Source organism: Neorhizobium sp. CSC1952 (assembly GCF_030378245.1).
Lineage (GTDB): Bacteria > Pseudomonadota > Alphaproteobacteria > Rhizobiales > Rhizobiaceae > Neorhizobium > Neorhizobium oryzae_A.
Window position 1 is genome coordinate 704053 of the sequence record NZ_CP128416.1, and the last position, 16839, is coordinate 720891.

At 63.5% G+C, this 16839-nt stretch carries 17 protein-coding genes; 13 read left to right on the top strand and 4 right to left on the bottom strand.

Annotation, left to right across the window (positions count from 1 at the left end):
* The first annotated feature begins 9 nt into the window (after window positions 1–9).
* Window positions 10–3312, top strand: a complete 3303-nt coding sequence (gene treS, locus QTA58_RS03775) for a maltose alpha-D-glucosyltransferase (protein WP_143531667.1) — start codon at window positions 10–12, stop codon at window positions 3310–3312.
* A complete protein-coding gene (glgB, locus tag QTA58_RS03780) occupies window positions 3312–5531 on the top strand; it encodes a 1,4-alpha-glucan branching protein GlgB (RefSeq protein WP_289671775.1) in 2220 nt (739 codons plus the stop codon). Before treS ends, glgB begins: the two co-directional genes overlap by 1 nt.
* A gap of 258 nt (window positions 5532–5789) precedes the next feature.
* Here the strand turns inward: glgB and QTA58_RS03785 are convergent, their stop codons facing one another.
* Entirely contained in the window at window positions 5790–6983 is a 1194-nt protein-coding gene (locus tag QTA58_RS03785; protein WP_289671776.1) for a winged helix-turn-helix domain-containing protein, read from the bottom strand.
* A gap of 110 nt (window positions 6984–7093) precedes the next feature.
* On the opposite strand from QTA58_RS03785, the gene QTA58_RS03790 reads away from it, so the two are divergent.
* Genes QTA58_RS03790 through QTA58_RS03800 form a run of 3 tightly spaced genes read left to right on the top strand, consistent with a single transcriptional unit; the run spans window position 7094 to window position 8967 of the window.
* Window positions 7094–7771 (top strand): energy-coupling factor ABC transporter ATP-binding protein, encoded by a 678-nt coding sequence (locus QTA58_RS03790; protein WP_289671777.1) that lies wholly within the window; start codon window positions 7094–7096, stop codon window positions 7769–7771.
* A complete protein-coding gene (locus tag QTA58_RS03795) occupies window positions 7768–8373 on the top strand; it encodes a CbiQ family ECF transporter T component (protein ID WP_289671778.1) in 606 nt (201 codons plus the stop codon). Before QTA58_RS03790 ends, QTA58_RS03795 begins: the two co-directional genes overlap by 4 nt.
* A gap of 30 nt (window positions 8374–8403) precedes the next feature.
* Window positions 8404–8967 (top strand): biotin transporter BioY, encoded by a 564-nt coding sequence (locus tag QTA58_RS03800; RefSeq protein ID WP_085422531.1) that lies wholly within the window; start codon window positions 8404–8406, stop codon window positions 8965–8967.
* Window positions 8968–8978: 11 nt separating this feature from the next.
* Here the strand turns inward: QTA58_RS03800 and QTA58_RS03805 are convergent, their stop codons facing one another.
* The gene (locus QTA58_RS03805) at window positions 8979–9377 is read right to left on the bottom strand and encodes a thioesterase family protein (RefSeq protein ID WP_289671779.1); all 399 of its coding nucleotides are present in this window, start codon (window positions 9375–9377) and stop codon (window positions 8979–8981) included.
* 149 nt (window positions 9378–9526) lie between these two features.
* Between QTA58_RS03805 and QTA58_RS03810 the strand changes: the two genes are divergently transcribed.
* The 5 genes from QTA58_RS03810 (at window position 9527) to QTA58_RS03830 (ending at window position 14509) form a co-directional block, all read left to right on the top strand.
* On the top strand, window positions 9527–10462 hold the full coding sequence (locus tag QTA58_RS03810) for a histone deacetylase family protein (protein ID WP_085423385.1): 936 nt from the start codon (window positions 9527–9529) through the stop codon (window positions 10460–10462).
* Between the two features lie 3 nt (window positions 10463–10465).
* On the top strand, window positions 10466–10732 hold the full coding sequence (locus tag QTA58_RS03815; protein WP_085422529.1) for an exodeoxyribonuclease VII small subunit: 267 nt from the start codon (window positions 10466–10468) through the stop codon (window positions 10730–10732).
* 171 nt (window positions 10733–10903) lie between these two features.
* A complete protein-coding gene (locus QTA58_RS03820) occupies window positions 10904–11839 on the top strand; it encodes a TAXI family TRAP transporter solute-binding subunit (protein ID WP_234811223.1) in 936 nt (311 codons plus the stop codon).
* Window positions 11840–12024: 185 nt separating this feature from the next.
* Window positions 12025–14133, top strand: coding sequence for a TRAP transporter permease (locus QTA58_RS03825; RefSeq protein ID WP_289671780.1), 2109 nt, complete (start codon window positions 12025–12027; stop codon window positions 14131–14133).
* Between the two features lie 10 nt (window positions 14134–14143).
* Window positions 14144–14509 (top strand): DUF1850 domain-containing protein, encoded by a 366-nt coding sequence (locus tag QTA58_RS03830; protein ID WP_085422526.1) that lies wholly within the window; start codon window positions 14144–14146, stop codon window positions 14507–14509.
* Here QTA58_RS03830 and QTA58_RS03835 read toward each other — a convergent pair.
* Together QTA58_RS03835 and QTA58_RS03840 are read right to left on the bottom strand one after the other, a co-directional pair.
* Complete coding sequence (locus tag QTA58_RS03835; protein ID WP_289671782.1) at window positions 14506–14856, bottom strand: hypothetical protein; 351 nt, start codon at window positions 14854–14856, stop codon at window positions 14506–14508. The genes QTA58_RS03830 and QTA58_RS03835 overlap by 4 nt on opposite strands.
* Window positions 14853–15143 (bottom strand): DUF6516 family protein, encoded by a 291-nt coding sequence (locus tag QTA58_RS03840; RefSeq protein WP_085423384.1) that lies wholly within the window; start codon window positions 15141–15143, stop codon window positions 14853–14855. Before QTA58_RS03840 ends, QTA58_RS03835 begins: the two co-directional genes overlap by 4 nt.
* 81 nt (window positions 15144–15224) lie before the next feature.
* On the opposite strand from QTA58_RS03840, the gene QTA58_RS03845 reads away from it, so the two are divergent.
* Genes QTA58_RS03845 through QTA58_RS03855 form a run of 3 tightly spaced genes read left to right on the top strand, consistent with a single transcriptional unit; the run spans window position 15225 to window position 16804 of the window.
* Entirely contained in the window at window positions 15225–15533 is a 309-nt protein-coding gene (locus QTA58_RS03845; RefSeq protein WP_289671783.1) for a nucleotidyltransferase domain-containing protein, read from the top strand.
* Between the two features lie 35 nt (window positions 15534–15568).
* The gene (locus tag QTA58_RS03850) at window positions 15569–15877 is read left to right on the top strand and encodes a HepT-like ribonuclease domain-containing protein (protein ID WP_289671784.1); all 309 of its coding nucleotides are present in this window, start codon (window positions 15569–15571) and stop codon (window positions 15875–15877) included.
* 3 nt (window positions 15878–15880) lie between these two features.
* The gene (locus QTA58_RS03855) at window positions 15881–16804 is read left to right on the top strand and encodes a pirin family protein (RefSeq protein ID WP_085422523.1); all 924 of its coding nucleotides are present in this window, start codon (window positions 15881–15883) and stop codon (window positions 16802–16804) included.
* The last annotated feature ends 35 nt before the right edge of the window (window positions 16805–16839 follow it).

Consider the following 16839-nt stretch of genomic DNA (forward strand, 5'->3'; position numbering starts at 1 on the left):
AGGATGGACATGGTAGGCACCAACCGCAGCCAGGCCCCCAACCCGGCGCAGCCCCACGAGACCGATCCGCTATGGTACAAGGACGCGGTCATCTACCAGCTCCACATCAAATCCTTCTACGACGCCAACGGCGACGGCATCGGCGACTTCAAAGGGCTGCACGAGAAGCTCGATCACATCGCCTCGCTCGGCGCCAATACGATCTGGCTGCTCCCCTTCTTCCCCTCGCCGCGCCGCGACGACGGCTACGACATCGCCGACTACGCGAACGTGAGCTCCGACTACGGCACCGTCGAGGAGTTCAAGGCGTTTGTCGCAGCGGCGCACGAGCGGGGGCTTCGGGTCATCATCGAGCTCGTCATCAATCACACGTCCGACCAGCATCCCTGGTTCCAGCGGGCGCGGCACGCGCCGCCCGGCTCCCCCGAACGCGACTTCTACGTCTGGTCGGACACGGACCAGAAATTCCCGGAAACCCGGATCATCTTCCTCGACACGGAAAAATCGAACTGGACCTGGGATCCGGTCGCCGGCGCCTATTACTGGCACCGCTTCTATTCCCACCAGCCGGACCTCAACTTCGACAATCCGCTGGTGCTCGACGAACTGCTCGGCGTCATGCGCTTCTGGCTGGAGACCGGTATCGACGGGTTCCGGCTGGACGCCATTCCCTATCTCGTCGAGCGCGAGGGGACGATCAACGAGAACCTGCCGGAGACGCACGAGATCCTGAAGAAGATCCGCGCCGCGCTCGACAGCACCCATCCCGGCAAGATGCTGCTCGCCGAGGCCAACCAATGGCCGGAGGACACGCGCGAATATTTCGGCGACGGCGACGAATGCAACATGGCGTTCCACTTCCCGCTGATGCCGCGCATGTACATGGCGATCGCCAAGGAAGACCGTTTTCCGATCACCGACATCATGCGGCAGACGCCGGAAATCCCGGAGAACTGCCAATGGGCGATCTTCCTCCGGAACCACGACGAGCTGACGCTCGAAATGGTGACCGACGAGGAACGCGACTATCTCTGGAACATCTATGCCGCCGACCGCCGTGCGCGCATCAATCTCGGCATCCGCCGGCGGCTCTCGCCGCTGATGGAACGCGACCGCCGCCGCGTCGAGCTGATGAATGCGCTGCTTCTCTCCATGCCTGGCACGCCGGTCATCTATTACGGCGACGAAATCGGCATGGGCGACAATATCTATCTCGGCGACCGGGACGGCGTCAGGACCCCGATGCAATGGTCGCCGGACCGCAACGGCGGCTTTTCCAGAGCCGACCCGGCACGGCTCGTACTGCCGCCGGTCATGGACCCCCTTTACGGCTACGAAGCTGTGAACGTCGAGGCACAAAGCGCCGATGCCCATTCGCTGCTCAACTGGATGCGGCGGATGCTGGCGCTGCGCAACCGGCATGCCGCCTTCGGCCGCGGCTCGCTGAGGTTTCTTTCACCCGGCAACCGGAAGATCCTCGCCTATCTGCGTGAACACGAGGGCGAGACGATCCTTTGCGTCGCCAACCTTTCGCGCCTGCCGCAGGCCGTCGAGCTCGACCTTGCGCAGTTTTCCGGCCGGGTGCCGATCGAGCTCACCGGCATGTCGCCCTTCCCACCGATCGGCCAGCTCACCTATCTGCTCACCCTTCCGCCCTACGGCTTCTTCTGGTTCCAGCTTGCCGCCGATACGGACGGGCCGGACTGGAGGACGGAACCGCCGGAGCAGATGCAGGACATGGTGACCATGGTCGTGCGCCGCGACCTGCAGGAGCTTATCGACGAGCCCCGTCTTGCCGGTACATTGTCGAACGAAATCCTGCCGCCGTATCTCAGGAAGCGCCGCTGGTTCGGCTCCAAGGACGAGGCCTTGAGCCGCGCCTCGCTCGTCGCCGCGACGCCGATGGCCTTTGCCAACAACGTGCTGCTCGGCGAGCTGGAGGTGGAACTGAACAGCCGCAAGGACACGTATCTGCTGCCACTTGCCGTCTCCTGGGACGACAGCCAGCCGACCGCGCTTGCCCAGCAGCTCGCCCTCGCCCGCATCCGCCAGGGCCGCCGCGTCGGCTTCCTGACCGACGGCTTCGCCATGGAGGGGCTGGCGCGCAGCGTCATCCGGGGGCTTTGCGAGCGCTCCGTCATTTCCGGCCGCGCAGGCACGCTTGAATTTCTCGGCACCGACCAGCTCGATTGCCTGGGGGTCAACGACGACATGCCGGTTCGCTGGCTGTCGGCCGAACAATCCAACAGCTCGCTGATCATGGGCGACATGGCGATGGTGAAGCTCATCCGCCACGTCTTTCCCGGCATGCACCCGGAAGTGGAGATGACCCGCTACCTCACGAATGTCGGATACAAGAATACGGCGCAGCTCCTCGGCGAGGTGGCCCGCATCGCGCCAGACGGCAGCCGCTATACGCTGATCATCGTGCAGGGCGCGATCCGCAACCAGGGCGACGCCTGGAACTGGATGCTCGGCAACCTGCGCCGCTCGATCGACGAGGTGACCGTGACCGGAACCGACGGCGAGGCGGCGGACGAACATTTCAAGCCGCTCGTCGACCTTGCCGCCACCATCGGCAAGCGGCTCGGCGAGCTGCATGTGGCGCTTGCCCGGCCCACCGACGACGAGGCTTTCAACCCCGTCTGGGCCACCGCGGAGGACGCCAGGAAATGGGGCGGGGCGGTCACCGCACAGATGTCCGAAAGCTTCTCGATGCTTGCCGGCGCCATCGACGGCCTCGACCCCGAGCCGGCGCGCGAGGCAAAAGAGCTGCTCGCGCGCCAGGACGTCCTCATCCGTCTCGCGGCGCATCTTTCGAAAGCGCTCAAGGGAGCGTTGATGACGCGCAATCACGGCGATTTCCATCTCGGCCAGGTCCTGGTCGCGGAGGGTGACGCCTATATCATCGACTTCGAGGGCGAGCCGGCCCGCGACCTCGCCGAACGCCGCGCCAAGACCAATCCGCTGCGGGACGTGGCTGGCCTCCTCAGGTCGCTCAGCTATCTCGCCGCCTCGGCCGATCTCGACCGAGAGGTGGTAAGCGAGGTGGACGATGCCGGTCACAACGCGCTGGTCGGCCGCTTCATGGAGATGGCGGAACCCGCCTTCCTGCAGGCCTATTTCGACGCCACCGAGAATTCGGACGAATTGCGGATTTCGAACGAGGCCCGCGACCGCATCCTCGATTTCTTCCTTCTCGAAAAGGCTGCCTACGAGATCGTCTACGAAGCGCGCAGCCGGCCCCACTGGCTGCCGCTTCCGCTTGCCGGCCTTTCGGCGATCGCATCAAGACTTCTGGAGACCGCCTGATGAGATACGAGCGCACGGACCTGATGATCGGCACGGTCCGCGAGGGCCTTCAGGCCCTGGTGGAAGGGCGGCACGGCGATCCCTTCTCGATCCTCGGGCGACATCAATACGGCGAGCTCATCGTGGTAAGAGCGCTGCTGCCGGGAGCGCTTTCGGTCGAGGTGGTCGAGGCCGATAGCAACAAGGTGCTGGCTGAGCTCGAAACCATTCACGAGGGCGGGCTCTTCGCCGGCGTGATCGGCAAGTCAGGGGGCGGTACCGCTCCTTACCTCTTCCGCATCGGCTGGCCGGACGCGACCCAGGAGATGGAAGACCCCTATTCCTTCTCCACGCTGCTCGGCGATCTCGATCTGCACCTGATCGGCCAGGGCACCCATTACGATCTCGGCCGAACGCTCGGCGCGATCCCGATGGAGGTCGAGGGCGTGGAGGGCGTGCGGTTTGCCGTCTGGGCGCCGAATGCCCGACGCGTTTCGGTCGTCGGCGACTTCAATTCCTGGGACGGGCGCCGCCACCCGATGCGGCTCAGGCCGCAGGCGGGCGTCTGGGAACTGTTCATCCCCCGCCTCACCCACGGCGAGCGCTACAAGTTCGAGCTTCTCGACGGGAACGGCAATCTTCTGCCGCAAAAGGCCGATCCGGTGGCGCGCGCCAGCGAAGCGGCGCCCTCCACCGCCTCGATCGTCGCCTCCTCGAAACCCTTCCGCTGGAGCGACGAGGACTGGATGCGCAAGCAGCGCGCCAACCGATCCGGCGAAGGCGCGGTCTCCGTCTACGAAGTCCATCTCGGCTCCTGGCTTCGGATCAGCGAGGAAGGCAACCGTTCGCTCGACTGGGTGGAGCTCAGCCAGAGGCTCATCCCCTATGCGCAGAACCTCGGCTTCACCCATATCGAGATGCTGCCGATCATGGAACACCCCTTCGGCGGCTCCTGGGGCTATCAGCCGCTCGGCCTTTTCGCGCCGACCGGCCGCTACGGCACGCCGGAGGATTTCGCCTATTTCGTCGACCGCTGCCATCAGGCCGGCCTCGGCGTGATCCTCGACTGGGTGCCTGCGCATTTCCCGACCGACGTCTGGGGGCTGGCCCGCTTCGACGGCACGGCCCTCTACGAGCACGAGGACCCCCGCGAGGGCTTCCACAAGGACTGGAACACGCTGATCTACAATCTCGGCCGCAACGAGGTGAAGGGCTTCCTGATCGCCTCGGCGCTGGAATGGCTGGAGCATTTCCACGTGGACGGCCTGCGCGTCGATGCCGTCGCCTCGATGCTCTACCGCGACTACAGCCGCAACGAGGGCGAATGGATTCCCAACCGGTATGGCGGGCGCGAGAACCTCGAAGCGGTGGAATTCTTCAAGCATCTGAACAGCATCATCCACACGCGCTGCCCGCATGCCTTCACCGCAGCGGAGGAATCGACCGCCTGGCCGAACGTGACGAAAAAGCCGGAAGACGGCGGCCTCGGCTTCGATTTCAAATGGAACATGGGCTGGATGCACGACACGCTGCATTACATGCAGGACGACCCCGTCTACCGGAAGTACCACCATCACGCGATGACCTTCGGCATGATCTATGCCTATACCGAACGTTTCATGCTGCCGCTCTCCCATGACGAGGTGGTGCACGGCAAAGGCTCCCTTTTCGGCAAGATGCCCGGGGACCATTGGCAGAAGCTCGCCAATCTGCGCGCCTATTACGGCTTCATGTGGGGGCATCCCGGCAAGAAGCTGCTCTTCATGGGCGGCGAGATCGCGCAGGGTGCCGAGTGGAGCCATGACGGCTCAGTCCACTGGGACCTGCTCGACCAGCCGGGTCATGCGGGCGTGCAGCGGCTGATCGGCGACCTGAACAGCCTTTACCGCGCGGAACCGGCGCTGCAGTTCGGCGATCTTCATCCGGAAGGTTTCGAATGGGTGGTCGCGGACGATGCGGCGAACTCCGTCTACGGCATGCTGCGCACATCCGCGGACCGGTCGTCCTGGCTTCTGATCGTCTCGAACATGACGCCGGTGCCCCGGTACGGCTATCGCATCGGCGTGCCGGCGGAAGGCCGCTGGGAGGTGGTGCTCAACACCGATGCGGAAATCTACGGCGGGTCCAATCTCGGCCAATCCGAAGCCTGGACGGAAAATCAGCCGGCGCATGGCAAGGCGTTTTCCGTGTCGCTCGTGCTGCCGCCGCTGGCGACGGTGTTTTTGAGGTGGCAGCGGTAGATTTTCTGGTTGCCCTGAAGCCGCCTCGATACCCCCCTCTGCCCTGCCAGGCATCTCCCCCACAAGGGGGGAGATCGGCAAGACGCACGGGCTTCCCCCACCATTAACGATGTCGGGCCTAGTTCCTGCAGTCTCGAACCTGTGTTGAGGGTGAGAGTTGGCTACTATCCGATCTCCCCCCTTGTAGGGGAGATGCCCGGCAAGGCAGAGGGGGGTGCGGCAGCATATGCGGCGGGGCAGTGCCTTTTTCAGCCTTGCTTATTCGCCCCGCCATCCCTCTTGATACGTAATCTTGTCCACGCCGGCGAAACGCGCGACGCGGAGCAGTTCCGCTTCCAGCTTCTCCAGGCGCCCGGCGGAAGGGCGCACGCCTTTTTCCAGCCACAGCCGCTTGACGTCCAGCGCATCCGCCTTGCGATCGGCCTTCATATCGATGCGGCCGATCATGCGGTCGCCTTCGAGGAGCGGGAACACGTAGTAGCCGTACTGCCGCTTCGGCTCCGGCACGAAAACCTCGATGCGGTAGAAGAAGTCGAAGAGCCGTTCCGCGCGATCGCGATTGCGCAGAAGCGGATCGAAGGGGCTCAGTACCCGCACGCGGGCGGGCGGCTCCGGGATGTCGCCGAGGTTTTCCGGAAAGCCCACAAAGGCGAATGACGGGCGGGGCTTGCCGCCGTTGGCGGAGCCGATCAGCACTTCGATGAGCTCGTCGCGATGATCGGTCACCCAGTCCTTCGCCTCCTGCGGCGTGACGAGATCCCAGAAGGCGGCGATCTCGCCCGAGGTCGCGAAGCCGAGCCTTTTCAGCGCGCTGCGGCAGGCCCAGTCGACGAATTCCTCGTGGCTCACCTCCGGCTCGTGGTGGCGCGGCGGGATGACCCGCTCCATCAGGTCGTAGATCTTCTGGAAGTTGACGCGGCCGGCGATCGCGAGCCTGCCGGTGTGCCAGTAATATTCGAGCGCCGTCTTGTTCGGATGCCAGTTCCACCAGCCGCCGGACTTGTGGTCCTCCACCTTCATGTCGCGCGACATGATCGCACCGTTCTCCGCTATGTGCCGGAACGTCTCCTCGAAGGCGGCGTCGAAGCCTTCGCCGTGCCATTTCTTCCAGCGTTCGGCGATGATCGGCTCGCGGCGGCGGAAGCGGTGTTTCCAATAGCGGAAAAGACGCGCCGGAATGATCGACGCGTCATGCGTCCAGTGTTCGAAAAGCTCGCGGTCCTTTTCCAGAAGCGCGTTCAGATGCTCCCGCTTGTAGGTCTGGTGGCGCGAGAACAGGATCATGTGGTGAGCGCGCTCCACGGTCGCGATACTGTCCACCTGAACGAAGCCGAGATCGTCGATCAGTTGCAGGAGACCGGCCTTGGTGAGCGCCCGGCCGGGCGGATCGGAAAGCCGCTGCCGTTCGAGGAAGATTTTTCGCGCCTGATCGTTCGGAATGAGAATCGCCATGCATGGAAGAGTAGAATGCCATCGCGGCGGATTCAATGTTCATGTTTGGTTCCGAATTCCCCTCACCCGTCTTCCGGTCTATAGAGCACTCCAGACATCGAGGGACAGGTTTGGACATCCGTTTCGAACAGGCCGAAGCGCGTTTCGAGGGGCGCACCGTACTTCATCCGCTGACGCTTTCGCTCGGTGAGCGCCGGATCGGCGTGATCGGCCTCAACGGCTCCGGCAAGACGACATTCGCGCGGATGATCAACGGCCTCGTCGTGCCTGCCGCCGGCCGCGTCACGGTCAACGGCTTCGATACGGCGAAGGACGGCGACAAAGTGCGCGCCGAGGCCGGCTTCATCTTCCAGAACCCGCAGAACCAGATCATCCTGCCGATCCTGAAGGAAGACATCGCATTGGGCTTCAAGGGCCGGAAGCTTTCGAAGCAGGAGACGGAGGCGGCAGTCGAAGCCGTGCTTTCCCGGTTCGGCATCGCCCATCTTGCCGACAGGCGGGCGCACGAGCTCTCCGGCGGCGAGCTGCAGCTTGCGGCACTCGCTTCCGTGCTCGTCACCGAGCCGAACATCCTGATCATGGACGAGCCGACCAACCAGCTCGACCTGAAAAACCGCGATCTCGTCGAGCGGACGATCCGCGGTCTCGGCGAGAATGTCATCGTCATCAGCCACGATCTTTCGCTGGTCGCGGATTTCGACCGGGTGCTCCTGTTCCACGAAGGGCGGCTAGCCGCCGACGGCGTTCCGCAAGAGGTCATCGCCCGATACCGGGAAATCGCGGCATGAAGACGCTCTATGTCGAGGGCGATACTTTTCTGCACCGGCTCTCGCCAAGGGTGAAGCTCGTGGCGCTGGCGCTTTCGAGTTTCCTTCTCTTCCTGATCGATTCGCCTCTCTTTCTCGCCGCCGCCGCCGTCTGCGGCGGATGCATCTATGCCTCTCTCCGGCTCGGATGGCGCCAATCCCTGCTGCGGCTGCGGCCGATCCTGCTGACGATCGCGATCGTCGCCATCTTCACGCTTGCCCTGAACGGTGCCGGCCAGGCACTCGTCGTCCTGCTGCGGCTGACGGCGCTGGCGCTTCTGGCGGCAGCCGTGACGGCCACCACGAGCACCGGCGATTTCATCGACGAAATAACTTTGGCGGCCCGGCCGCTGGAACGCATCGGCCTCGTTCGAGCCGCTGACCTCGGACTTTCGATCGGCCTCGTGGTGCGCTTCGTGCCGGAAGTCCTGACCCGCTACCAGGCCATCCGGGACGCCCACCACGCGCGAGGGTTGAAGCCCCGGCCATTGACGCTCGCGGTTCCCTTGATCATCCTGACGTTGCGAAACGCCGACGAGATTGCCGCCGCCATTGACGCCAGGGGCATTCGGGCGCAAAAGTGATTCATTGTCAGCATTAAGGAATCCTGCATTATGTCCACCCGGGATCTCGTTCTGGCCGCCCTGTTTGCCGCCATCATCGTGGCGCTCGGCCTGGTGCCGCCGATCATGCTCGGCTTCATTCCCGTGCCGATCACCGCGCAATCGCTGGGCGTCATGCTGGCTGGCGTCATCCTGGGAGCAAAGCGCGGCGGCTTTGCCGTGCTTCTCGTCCTGTTGCTCGTCGCGATCGGCCTGCCGGTGCTGTCCGGCGGACGCGGCGGGCTTGCCACCTTCGTCTCGCCGACCGCAGGCTATCTGGTCGGCTGGCTCTTCGCAGCCTACGTTACCGGCTATCTTTCGGAACGCTTCGTGGACCGCTCGCAGAGCAGCATCGTCCAGATCGCCGGCTTCTTCCTGGCCGCGCTCGCGGGCGGCGTCGTGGTGGACCACGCGCTCGGCGTGGCCTATCTCGCCTGGGGTACGGGCACCGGCCTCATGACCGCGTTCATGGGCGATCTCGCCTTCATTCCGGGCGACGTGCTGAAAGCCCTGATCGCGGCTTTCGCCGGCCGCGCGGTCATGATCGGCTATCCGCTGCTGCCGCAGCGGGCCTGACCGCAAAAGGCTCAATCCAGATACTGATAGAACCAGTCGCGCAGGTCTTCGGGCAGCGCGACTGGCTCCCGGCTCACAGGATCGTGCGCCGTCCAGACGATCTCGGCTTCCGCCGCCGCTTCGCCATCGCGCAGCATATGCACCAGGAAGCCGGCGGACTTTCCGCCGATCTTGCTGACGCCGACATGCATATGCACGAGATCGCCGAGCCTCAGCGCCGTATGGAAGGTGCAGGTGATCTTGCCGATGGTGAAGAACGGATCCCCCTTCTGGGGCTTGCGGCGGCGCCAGAACTCCGTGACCGCCTCCTCCGCCCGGACGACATAGGCCGACCGCGACATTTCCCCATGCATGTCCACGTCGCGGAACGGTACGCGGAACTCCTGCGATTTGACTGCGTCTTTAGCCACCACACCCTCTAGGTTGAATATCCCCATGTAAGACCAATCCTTCGATCCAAACAAGCGGAGGAGCAAGGGGATTCGGCTTGAAAAAGTACGGCATCTGCGCCATGTCGGAGATGTCCGCCCCGGGGCTCACACTTCACGAGGCCGCCTTCATGACCACGCGCCTTTACGAACACGCGATCTTCCTCGAGCATCAGACCCCGGAAGGGCATCCCGAAAGAGCCGACCGTCTGCGGTCGCTCAATATCGCGCTCCAGCACCCGAATTTCGAAAAGCTCGACCGGAAAGACGCGCCCCGGGCGAATGAGGATGCAGTCCTGCTCGCCCACCCGGAAGAGCATCTTCGCGCCGTCATCCGGGAAATCCCGGAGGAAGAAGACAGGATCCGGCAGATCGAGGCCGACACCTATGTGGGGCCGAAGAGCCTGCAGGCGGCGCTCACCGGCATCGGTGGGGCGATGGCAGCCGTCGACGACGTCGTCACCGGCAAGGTGGACAATGCCTTCGTCGCCGCCCGGCCACCCGGCCATCACGCCGAAAAAGACAAGGTGATGGGCTTCTGCCTGTTCAACAACGCCGCGATCGCCGCCCGCCATGCCCAACGGAGATACGGCATGGAGCGCGTCGCGATCGTCGATTGGGACGTACACCACGGCAACGGCACCCAGGACATTTTCTGGGACGATCCCTCCGTGCTGTTCTGTTCGACCCATCAGATGCCGCTCTACCCCGGCACCGGCGCCAAGGACGAGACCGGCACGAAGAACAACGTCGTCAACGCGCCGCTTTCCCCCGATACCGGCAGCGAGCATTTTCGCGAAGCCTTCAAGAGCCGCGTTCTACCGGCGCTCGAAAACTTCCGGCCGGATTTCATCATCATTTCGGCAGGTTTCGACGCCCATCACCGCGACCCGCTGGCGCAGATCAATCTCGTCGGCAACGACTTCGACTGGGCGACGGGACGGGTAATGGAGATTGCCGGCAAATATGCCGGCAACCGGGTCGTCAGCCTGCTCGAGGGCGGCTATGATCTGGAAGGTCTGGCCGAATCGGCCGGCATGCACATCATGAGACTGATGAGAGGATAAGGAATGACCGAGAACACCGAGACTCTTGGGTCGACGGGCGATGTGAGCGGCTATTCCTTCGAGAAGGCGGTCGCGGAACTCGAAAGCATCGTCGCGCGGCTCGAACGTGGCGACGTGGCGCTCGACGAATCCATCGCCATCTACGAGCGCGGCGAAGCGCTGAAGAAGCATTGCGAAAAGCTGCTCACCGCCGCCGAGAACCGCATCGAGAAGATCCGTCTCGACCGCGCCGGCAAACCGCAGGGCGTCGAGCCGCTCGACGGAGAGTAACCCTTGCGCGCATCCGGCGTCTAAAACCAAAGTCGTACGACCATCGCCACGATCACGTCACAAAGCGATTGACGCACCGTGACCGCCTCCCCATGATAGCCGTCATCCGAATGGTTGCTTTGGGAGGAGACAATCGTGATGCTTGGCGCGAAATCCAGCAAAATCAATCTCATGTTCGCCGCGACGCTTGCCGTTTCGACGGCGTTTTCCATGACCGGCGCGAAGGCCGCGGAATTCATCAACGTGCTGACCGGCGGTACGTCCGGCGTCTACTATCCGCTCGGCGTCGCGCTTTCGGAAATCTACGGCCAGGGGATCAAGGATGCCCGCACGCAGGTGCAGGCCACCAAGGCATCGGTCGAGAACCTGAACCTTCTTCAGGCCGGCCGCGGCGAGATCGCCTTCTCGCTCGGCGATTCCGTCCAGGAAGCCTGGAAAGGCAACAAGGAGGCGGGATTTCCCGCGAAGCTGGACAAGCTGCGCGGCATTGCCGCCATCTATCCGAACTACATCCAGGTCGTCGCGAGCGCCGATTCCGGCGTGAAGACGCTGGCCGATCTCAAGGGCAAGAGCCTGTCGGTCGGGGCGCCGGCCTCCGGCACCGAACTCAACGCGCGCGCCATCTTCGCCGCCGCCGGCATGTCCTACAAGGATCTCGGCAAGACGGAATACCTGCCGTTCGCGGAATCCGTCGAACTCATCAAGAACCGCCAGCTCGACGCCACGCTGCAATCGGCCGGCCTCGGCGTCGCTTCAATCCGCGACCTCGCCACATCGCTGAAGATCAACGTCGTGGCGATCCCGAAGGCCGAAGTCGAGAAGATCGGCGCGCCCTATATTTCCGTCGTCATTCCGGCCGGGACCTATGAAGGCCAGACCGCGGATGTGGAAACCGCCGCCGTCGGCAATTTTCTCATCACCCATTCGGAGGTTTCCGACGAGACGGTCTATCAGATGACCAAGCTGCTCTTCGAAAGCCTGCCGAAACTTGCAGCAGCCCATGCGGCAGCAAAGGCGATCGACCCGAAAAAAGCGCTGGACGGCATGCCGGTGCCGCTGCATCCGGGCGCCGAGCGCTATTACAAGGAAGCCGGTTTGATGAAGTGAGCGCGTGCGCGCTTTCTGCAAGCCCCCTCCCCAACCCCTCCCCACAAGGGGGAGGGGCTTAACCTTGCCGCAATGCTGCATGTAAGGCAGGACCCTACTGCGGGTCTTCTCCCCCCTTGTGGGGGAGATGGCCGGCAGGCCAGAGGGGGCATTTCCAAAAGTCCAGAGCGATCTCCGGAGCAAAAATGTCAGAATCCGCAATGCACCACCCGATGACCCCGCATTCGGCCGAAGAAGCGATCGAGGGCCTGCCGGCAGGATTCGGTGAAGGCATTACCGGGCGCATCGCCTTCTGGATCGCCTTCGCCTTCACCCTCTTCCAGCTCTGGACCGCCGCCTATGGAACGCTCGCGAGCCAGATCGTGCGCGCCATGCATGTCGGCTTCCTGCTGCTTCTCGGCTTTGCATTGTTCGGCAATCTCGTCGCCAAGACCACCGCAGGAAAGCTCTGGTTCTGGGCGCTCGGCATCCTCGGCTTCCTCACCGGCGTCTATAACTGGGTCTTCTATCAGGACCTCATCCTGCGCAGCGGCTTCCACACGACGCTGGACCTGACGGTTGCCACGGTGATGATCGCCCTCGTCTTCGAGGGCGCACGACGATTGATGGGCCTGCCGCTGACGATCATCGCGGCGATCTTTCTCGCCTACTGTTTCCTCGGGCAATATGCACCCGGCCCCTTCATCCATCGCGGCTACGATTTCGAGCTCATCGTCGAGCATTTCGGCTTCGGCACCGAAGGCATCTACGGAACGCCGATCTATGTCTCGGCCGCCTATATCTTCATCTTCGTCGTCTTCGCCGCTTTTCTGGAACGGGCCGGCATGCTGGCGCTCTTCAACGATTTCGCGCTGGGTCTCGTCGGCACTTGGCGCGGCGGGCCGGCGCAGGTCTGCGTCATGTCCTCGGCGCTGATGGGCACGATCTCCGGCTCGGGCGTCGCGAATGTCGTCGCCTCCGGGCAGTTCACCATTCCGCTGATGAAGCGCTTCGGCTTCCGCTCGGCATTCGCCGGCGGCGTCGAAGCGACCTCCTCGATGGGCGGGCAGATCATGCCGCCGGTCATGGGTGCAGTCGCCTTCATCATGGCCGAGACGCTCAACGTCTCCTATGCCGAGATCGTCAAGGCCGCCGTCATTCCGGCCATTCTCTATTTCGGCGCCTGCTTCTGGATGGTCTTCCTCGAAGCCGGCAAGGCCGGGCTGAAAGGCATGAGCAAGACCGAGCTGCCGAACCCCTGGGCGGCCGTGAAGGAACATTGGCCGCTCATCCTGCCGCTCGCGGCCCTCGTCTATCTCCTCTTCGCCGGCTACACGCCGATCTTCGCAGGCACGATGGGGCTCGCGCTCGTCGCGGTTCTGGTCCTCGGCATGCCGCTTGCCGCAAGCATCGGGCCGCTCGCCTTCCGCCTCGTCTTCTGGGTCGTGCTCGGCCTCGCCGCAGCATCCTTCCTGCGCTACGGGGTCAACTTCCTGGCGATCGTCATCCTGGCGCTGATCGCCGGCTGCATCTTCGTGAAGGGCGGCCGCGAGACGCTCGCCATCTGCCGCGACGCCATGGCGGAGGGCGCCAAGAACGCCCTGCCCGTCGGGATCGCCTGCGCCATCGTCGGCATCGTCATCGGCACGCTGACATTGACCGGCATCGCCTCCACCTTCGTCGGCGCCATCATCCGGATCGGCGAGCATAATCTCTTCCTGTCGCTGGTGCTGACGATGATCACCTGCCTGATCCTCGGCATGGGCATTCCGACGATCCCGAACTACATCATAACCTCCTCGCTCGCCGGCCCGGCGCTGCTGGAGCTCGGCGTGCCGCTGATCGTCAGCCACATGTTCGTCTTCTATTTCGGGATCATGGCCGACCTGACGCCGCCGGTGGCGCTCGCCTGCTTCGCCGCCGCGCCGATGGCCAAGACGTCGGGGCTCAAGATTTCGGTGGAGGCGACGAAGCTTGCGACATCGGGTTTCGTCGTGCCCTTCATGGCCGTCTACACGCCGGCGCTGATGCTGCAGGATCCGGGCGCCATTTCCGCCGCCTGGGGCTATCCCGTCGAGGTGATCTATCTCTTCCTCAAGGCCTGCTTCGGCATCGCGCTCTGGGGCACGGCGGTCGTCGGCTTCCTGTTCGCCCGCATGGCGCTCTGGGAGCGGCTGCTCGCCTTCGTCGCCGGCGCGAGCCTCGTGCTGGCCCTGCCCTGGACCGACGAGCTCGGCTGGGCGCTCGGCATCATCGTCGTGGCGCAGCACTGGTGGCGGAACCGCAACGCGCCGGCTGCGCCGGCGCTGACCTGAGCGGCGGCCGGTGAGCCTCTGCATCCTCGCAGGCGGCAAGATCACGGCGCTCGCCGTCTCGCTCTTTTCGCTTTCCTGGACCCATTCGGTGCAGAAGACCGAATGGCGCGAGACCTGGGCGGTCACGCCGGCAGGCCTCGAAATACGCGAGGCCGCCGTCAAGGGCTCCGGCGCCGGGATGGAACCTGGGCCGGACGCCGTGCTGCGCGATGGCTGGTGGGTATGGCATCCGTCGCTGCCGCCGCAGGAGCGCGTGTCTCTCGCAGCCTCCGGCATGACGCCGAGCGCGTGGCGGCTCTGTCATAACGGCGGTTGCATCGAGCTGGGAGCGAAGGCGGGAAACGCGGTGGTGCTGAGCCGGTGTCCAGAGCCTTAGAGGGAGATCACCGTACGGATTTCATCGTAGCCGGCATGCAATCCGGTTTCATCCTGCTTGATAAGCCCGGCACGTCCAAGAATTTCGACATCCTCATGGACCCGCCGGTAATCCCTGCCAAGAGCCCGAGCCAGAGCCGCGACGCTCGCCTGCGGATGCTTGTGCAGATAACGCAGCAATTCCAGCCGTTTGCCGGTCATCGTGCTGGAAAAGGCGTCCCAGGTGACGAAGGTCAGATGTTCCTCCGAGACCGCCTCCCCTTTTTCCGCCCGATGCCAGGCATCCGAGACTCGCTTTGCAATGTCACCGAAGGAGCCGCCGATATGCAGCTCTATGTCTCTGCTCATATCTTTTCTCCTCTTATCGCTTCGACATCCTGCCTGAAATCCGTCAGCAGCCGTTCGATCGAGACGAATTGGTAGCTCTCTTCCCGGCTGCCATAATGCCGGTGATCGCCCTTGCCGCGTTCGTTGTCATACCCTACCGACCGCTCGCCGGGCCGGCCGTAGAAGAGCGAATATTTCAGGAAATGCTGCGACGGCGGCACCTTGTTCGGCACTCGCCATATCCTGATCTCCATGATCGCGCCATCACCGAAAACAATGCGTTCGCGAGTGACAAGATCGGCTTTCATGGATATAATTATGGCATCCGGCGCCATAGGCGTCAATACGCTGCTCTCGACCAGAACCCGACATTCCCCTATATTAATGGCATGGACAAGGATCAGGTCATAGCCAAGCTGAGGGAGCACGAAGACGAGTTGCGCGCCGCGGGCGTGCAGACGCTTTCGCTGTTCGGTTCGGTTGCACGGGGCGAAGCAACCGATATGTCGGATGTCGACGTGGTGGTACGACTGGACCTGGATGTGACGGGCCGCGGGCTCGATTATTTCAGTTCCCTCGCCGATTTGAAAGAAAAGCTGGAGACCATCGTCGGCAAGTCGGTCGACATCGTTTCCGAGCCGGTCCAAAAGCCAAGGCTGGCACGGGAAATTACACGGGACAGACAGCTTGCCTTCTAGCCGCCCATGGGTTCGCGTTGAGGACATCCTCGAAAATGCACTTGCCGTGCTCGAATATACTCGAGGCATGGAGTTGGCCGACTACCTGTCGGATCAAGACGAGAGATGCCTGCGAACGGTGCCTGTCGCGCATCTCAGAGGCTGCCGTAAAGCTGGGAGCTTTCGCAGAAGAGATGTTTCCGGCACATAACTGGAGAGGCATTCGAGACATAGGGAATATCCTGAGGCACGAATACGATCAGATCGAAACGGTCAATATTTGGGACGTAATCACCATCAACCTGCCGCCTCTCGTCAGCGACATCGGGAGTGCTCTCGCCAATCGCAACACATCTGAGGCCTGACCCATGTCCTTCTTTCCCGGAAAAGACCCCGTCGCAGGCGATGCCTTCGCATGTGATGCGATCGAAAACCTGATCATTCCGCGCACCAGCGATATCGGCGGGTTTGCCGTGCGGCGGGCGCTGCCGACGCGGCAGCGGCGGCTTGTCGGTCCCTTCATCTTCTTCGACCGGATGGGACCGGCGCTTCTGCGCGCCGGCGAAGCGCTGGACGTCAAGCCGCATCCGCATATCGGGCTTTCCACCGTCACCTATCTCTTCGACGGCGAGATCAAACACCGCGACAGCCTCGGCACCGAACTCGTCATCCGGCCGGGCGACATCAACCTGATGACCGCCGGCCGCGGCATCGTGCATTCGGAACGCACGCCGGAGAACCTGCGCGGCCATCCGCAATCCGTCTCCGGACTGCAGACATGGCTGGCGCTGCCGGACGACCGGGAAGAAATCGATCCGGCCTTCGCGCATACGGGCAAGGAGGCGATGCCGGCGATCGACGCGGACGGCGCCAAGGGCCGGGTGGTGATCGGTGCTTTCGAGGGCCTCGCCTCGCCGGTCACGACTTTCACCGACACGCTCTATGTCGATCTCCGCCTCGATGCAGGCCGTCGCTTTCCCTTCGCTGCCGATCACGAGGAACGGGCGATCTATATCCTTTCGGGCGAGCTCATCGTGGCCGGCGACCGTTTTGCGGCCGACCAGCTTCTCGTCTTCCGGCCGGGCGATCCGATCACGCTGGAGGCCGGTCCTTCGGGCTGTCATCTCATGCTCTTCGGGGGCGCGGCCCTGAATTCCAAGCGCTACATCTGGTGGAACTTCGTTTCCTCTTCGAAAGAACGGATCGAAAAGGCGAAGGAAGAATGGCGCACCGGCCGTTTCGACATCGTGCCGGGCGACGAGGAAGAGTTTGTCCCTTTGCCCGCAGGCTAAAATCGATTAGAAACCTGCCACCGGACAACTTGAAA

Excerpts from the sequence above, each read along its gene's own strand:
- QTA58_RS03855 (WP_085422523.1), top strand. The coding sequence starts at position 15,881 with ATGTCCTTCTTTCCCGGAAAAGACCCCGTCGCAGGCGATGCCTTCGCA.
- QTA58_RS03785 (WP_289671776.1), bottom strand. The coding sequence starts at position 6,983 with ATGGCGATTCTCATTCCGAACGATCAGGCGCGAAAAATCTTCCTCGAA.
- QTA58_RS03800 (WP_085422531.1), top strand. The coding sequence starts at position 8,404 with ATGTCCACCCGGGATCTCGTTCTGGCCGCCCTGTTTGCCGCCATCATC.
- QTA58_RS03820 (WP_234811223.1), top strand. The coding sequence starts at position 10,904 with ATGTTCGCCGCGACGCTTGCCGTTTCGACGGCGTTTTCCATGACCGGC.
- QTA58_RS03840 (WP_085423384.1), bottom strand. The coding sequence starts at position 15,143 with ATGAAAGCCGATCTTGTCACTCGCGAACGCATTGTTTTCGGTGATGGC.
- QTA58_RS03845 (WP_289671783.1), top strand. The coding sequence starts at position 15,225 with ATGGACAAGGATCAGGTCATAGCCAAGCTGAGGGAGCACGAAGACGAG.
- QTA58_RS03825 (WP_289671780.1), top strand. The coding sequence starts at position 12,025 with ATGTCAGAATCCGCAATGCACCACCCGATGACCCCGCATTCGGCCGAA.
- QTA58_RS03815 (WP_085422529.1), top strand. The coding sequence starts at position 10,466 with ATGACCGAGAACACCGAGACTCTTGGGTCGACGGGCGATGTGAGCGGC.
- QTA58_RS03795 (WP_289671778.1), top strand. The coding sequence starts at position 7,768 with ATGAAGACGCTCTATGTCGAGGGCGATACTTTTCTGCACCGGCTCTCG.
- QTA58_RS03850 (WP_289671784.1), top strand. The coding sequence starts at position 15,569 with ATGCACTTGCCGTGCTCGAATATACTCGAGGCATGGAGTTGGCCGACT.
- QTA58_RS03835 (WP_289671782.1), bottom strand. The coding sequence starts at position 14,856 with ATGAGCAGAGACATAGAGCTGCATATCGGCGGCTCCTTCGGTGACATT.
- glgB (WP_289671775.1), top strand. The coding sequence starts at position 3,312 with ATGAGATACGAGCGCACGGACCTGATGATCGGCACGGTCCGCGAGGGC.
- treS (WP_143531667.1), top strand. The coding sequence starts at position 10 with ATGGTAGGCACCAACCGCAGCCAGGCCCCCAACCCGGCGCAGCCCCAC.
- QTA58_RS03810 (WP_085423385.1), top strand. The coding sequence starts at position 9,527 with ATGACCACGCGCCTTTACGAACACGCGATCTTCCTCGAGCATCAGACC.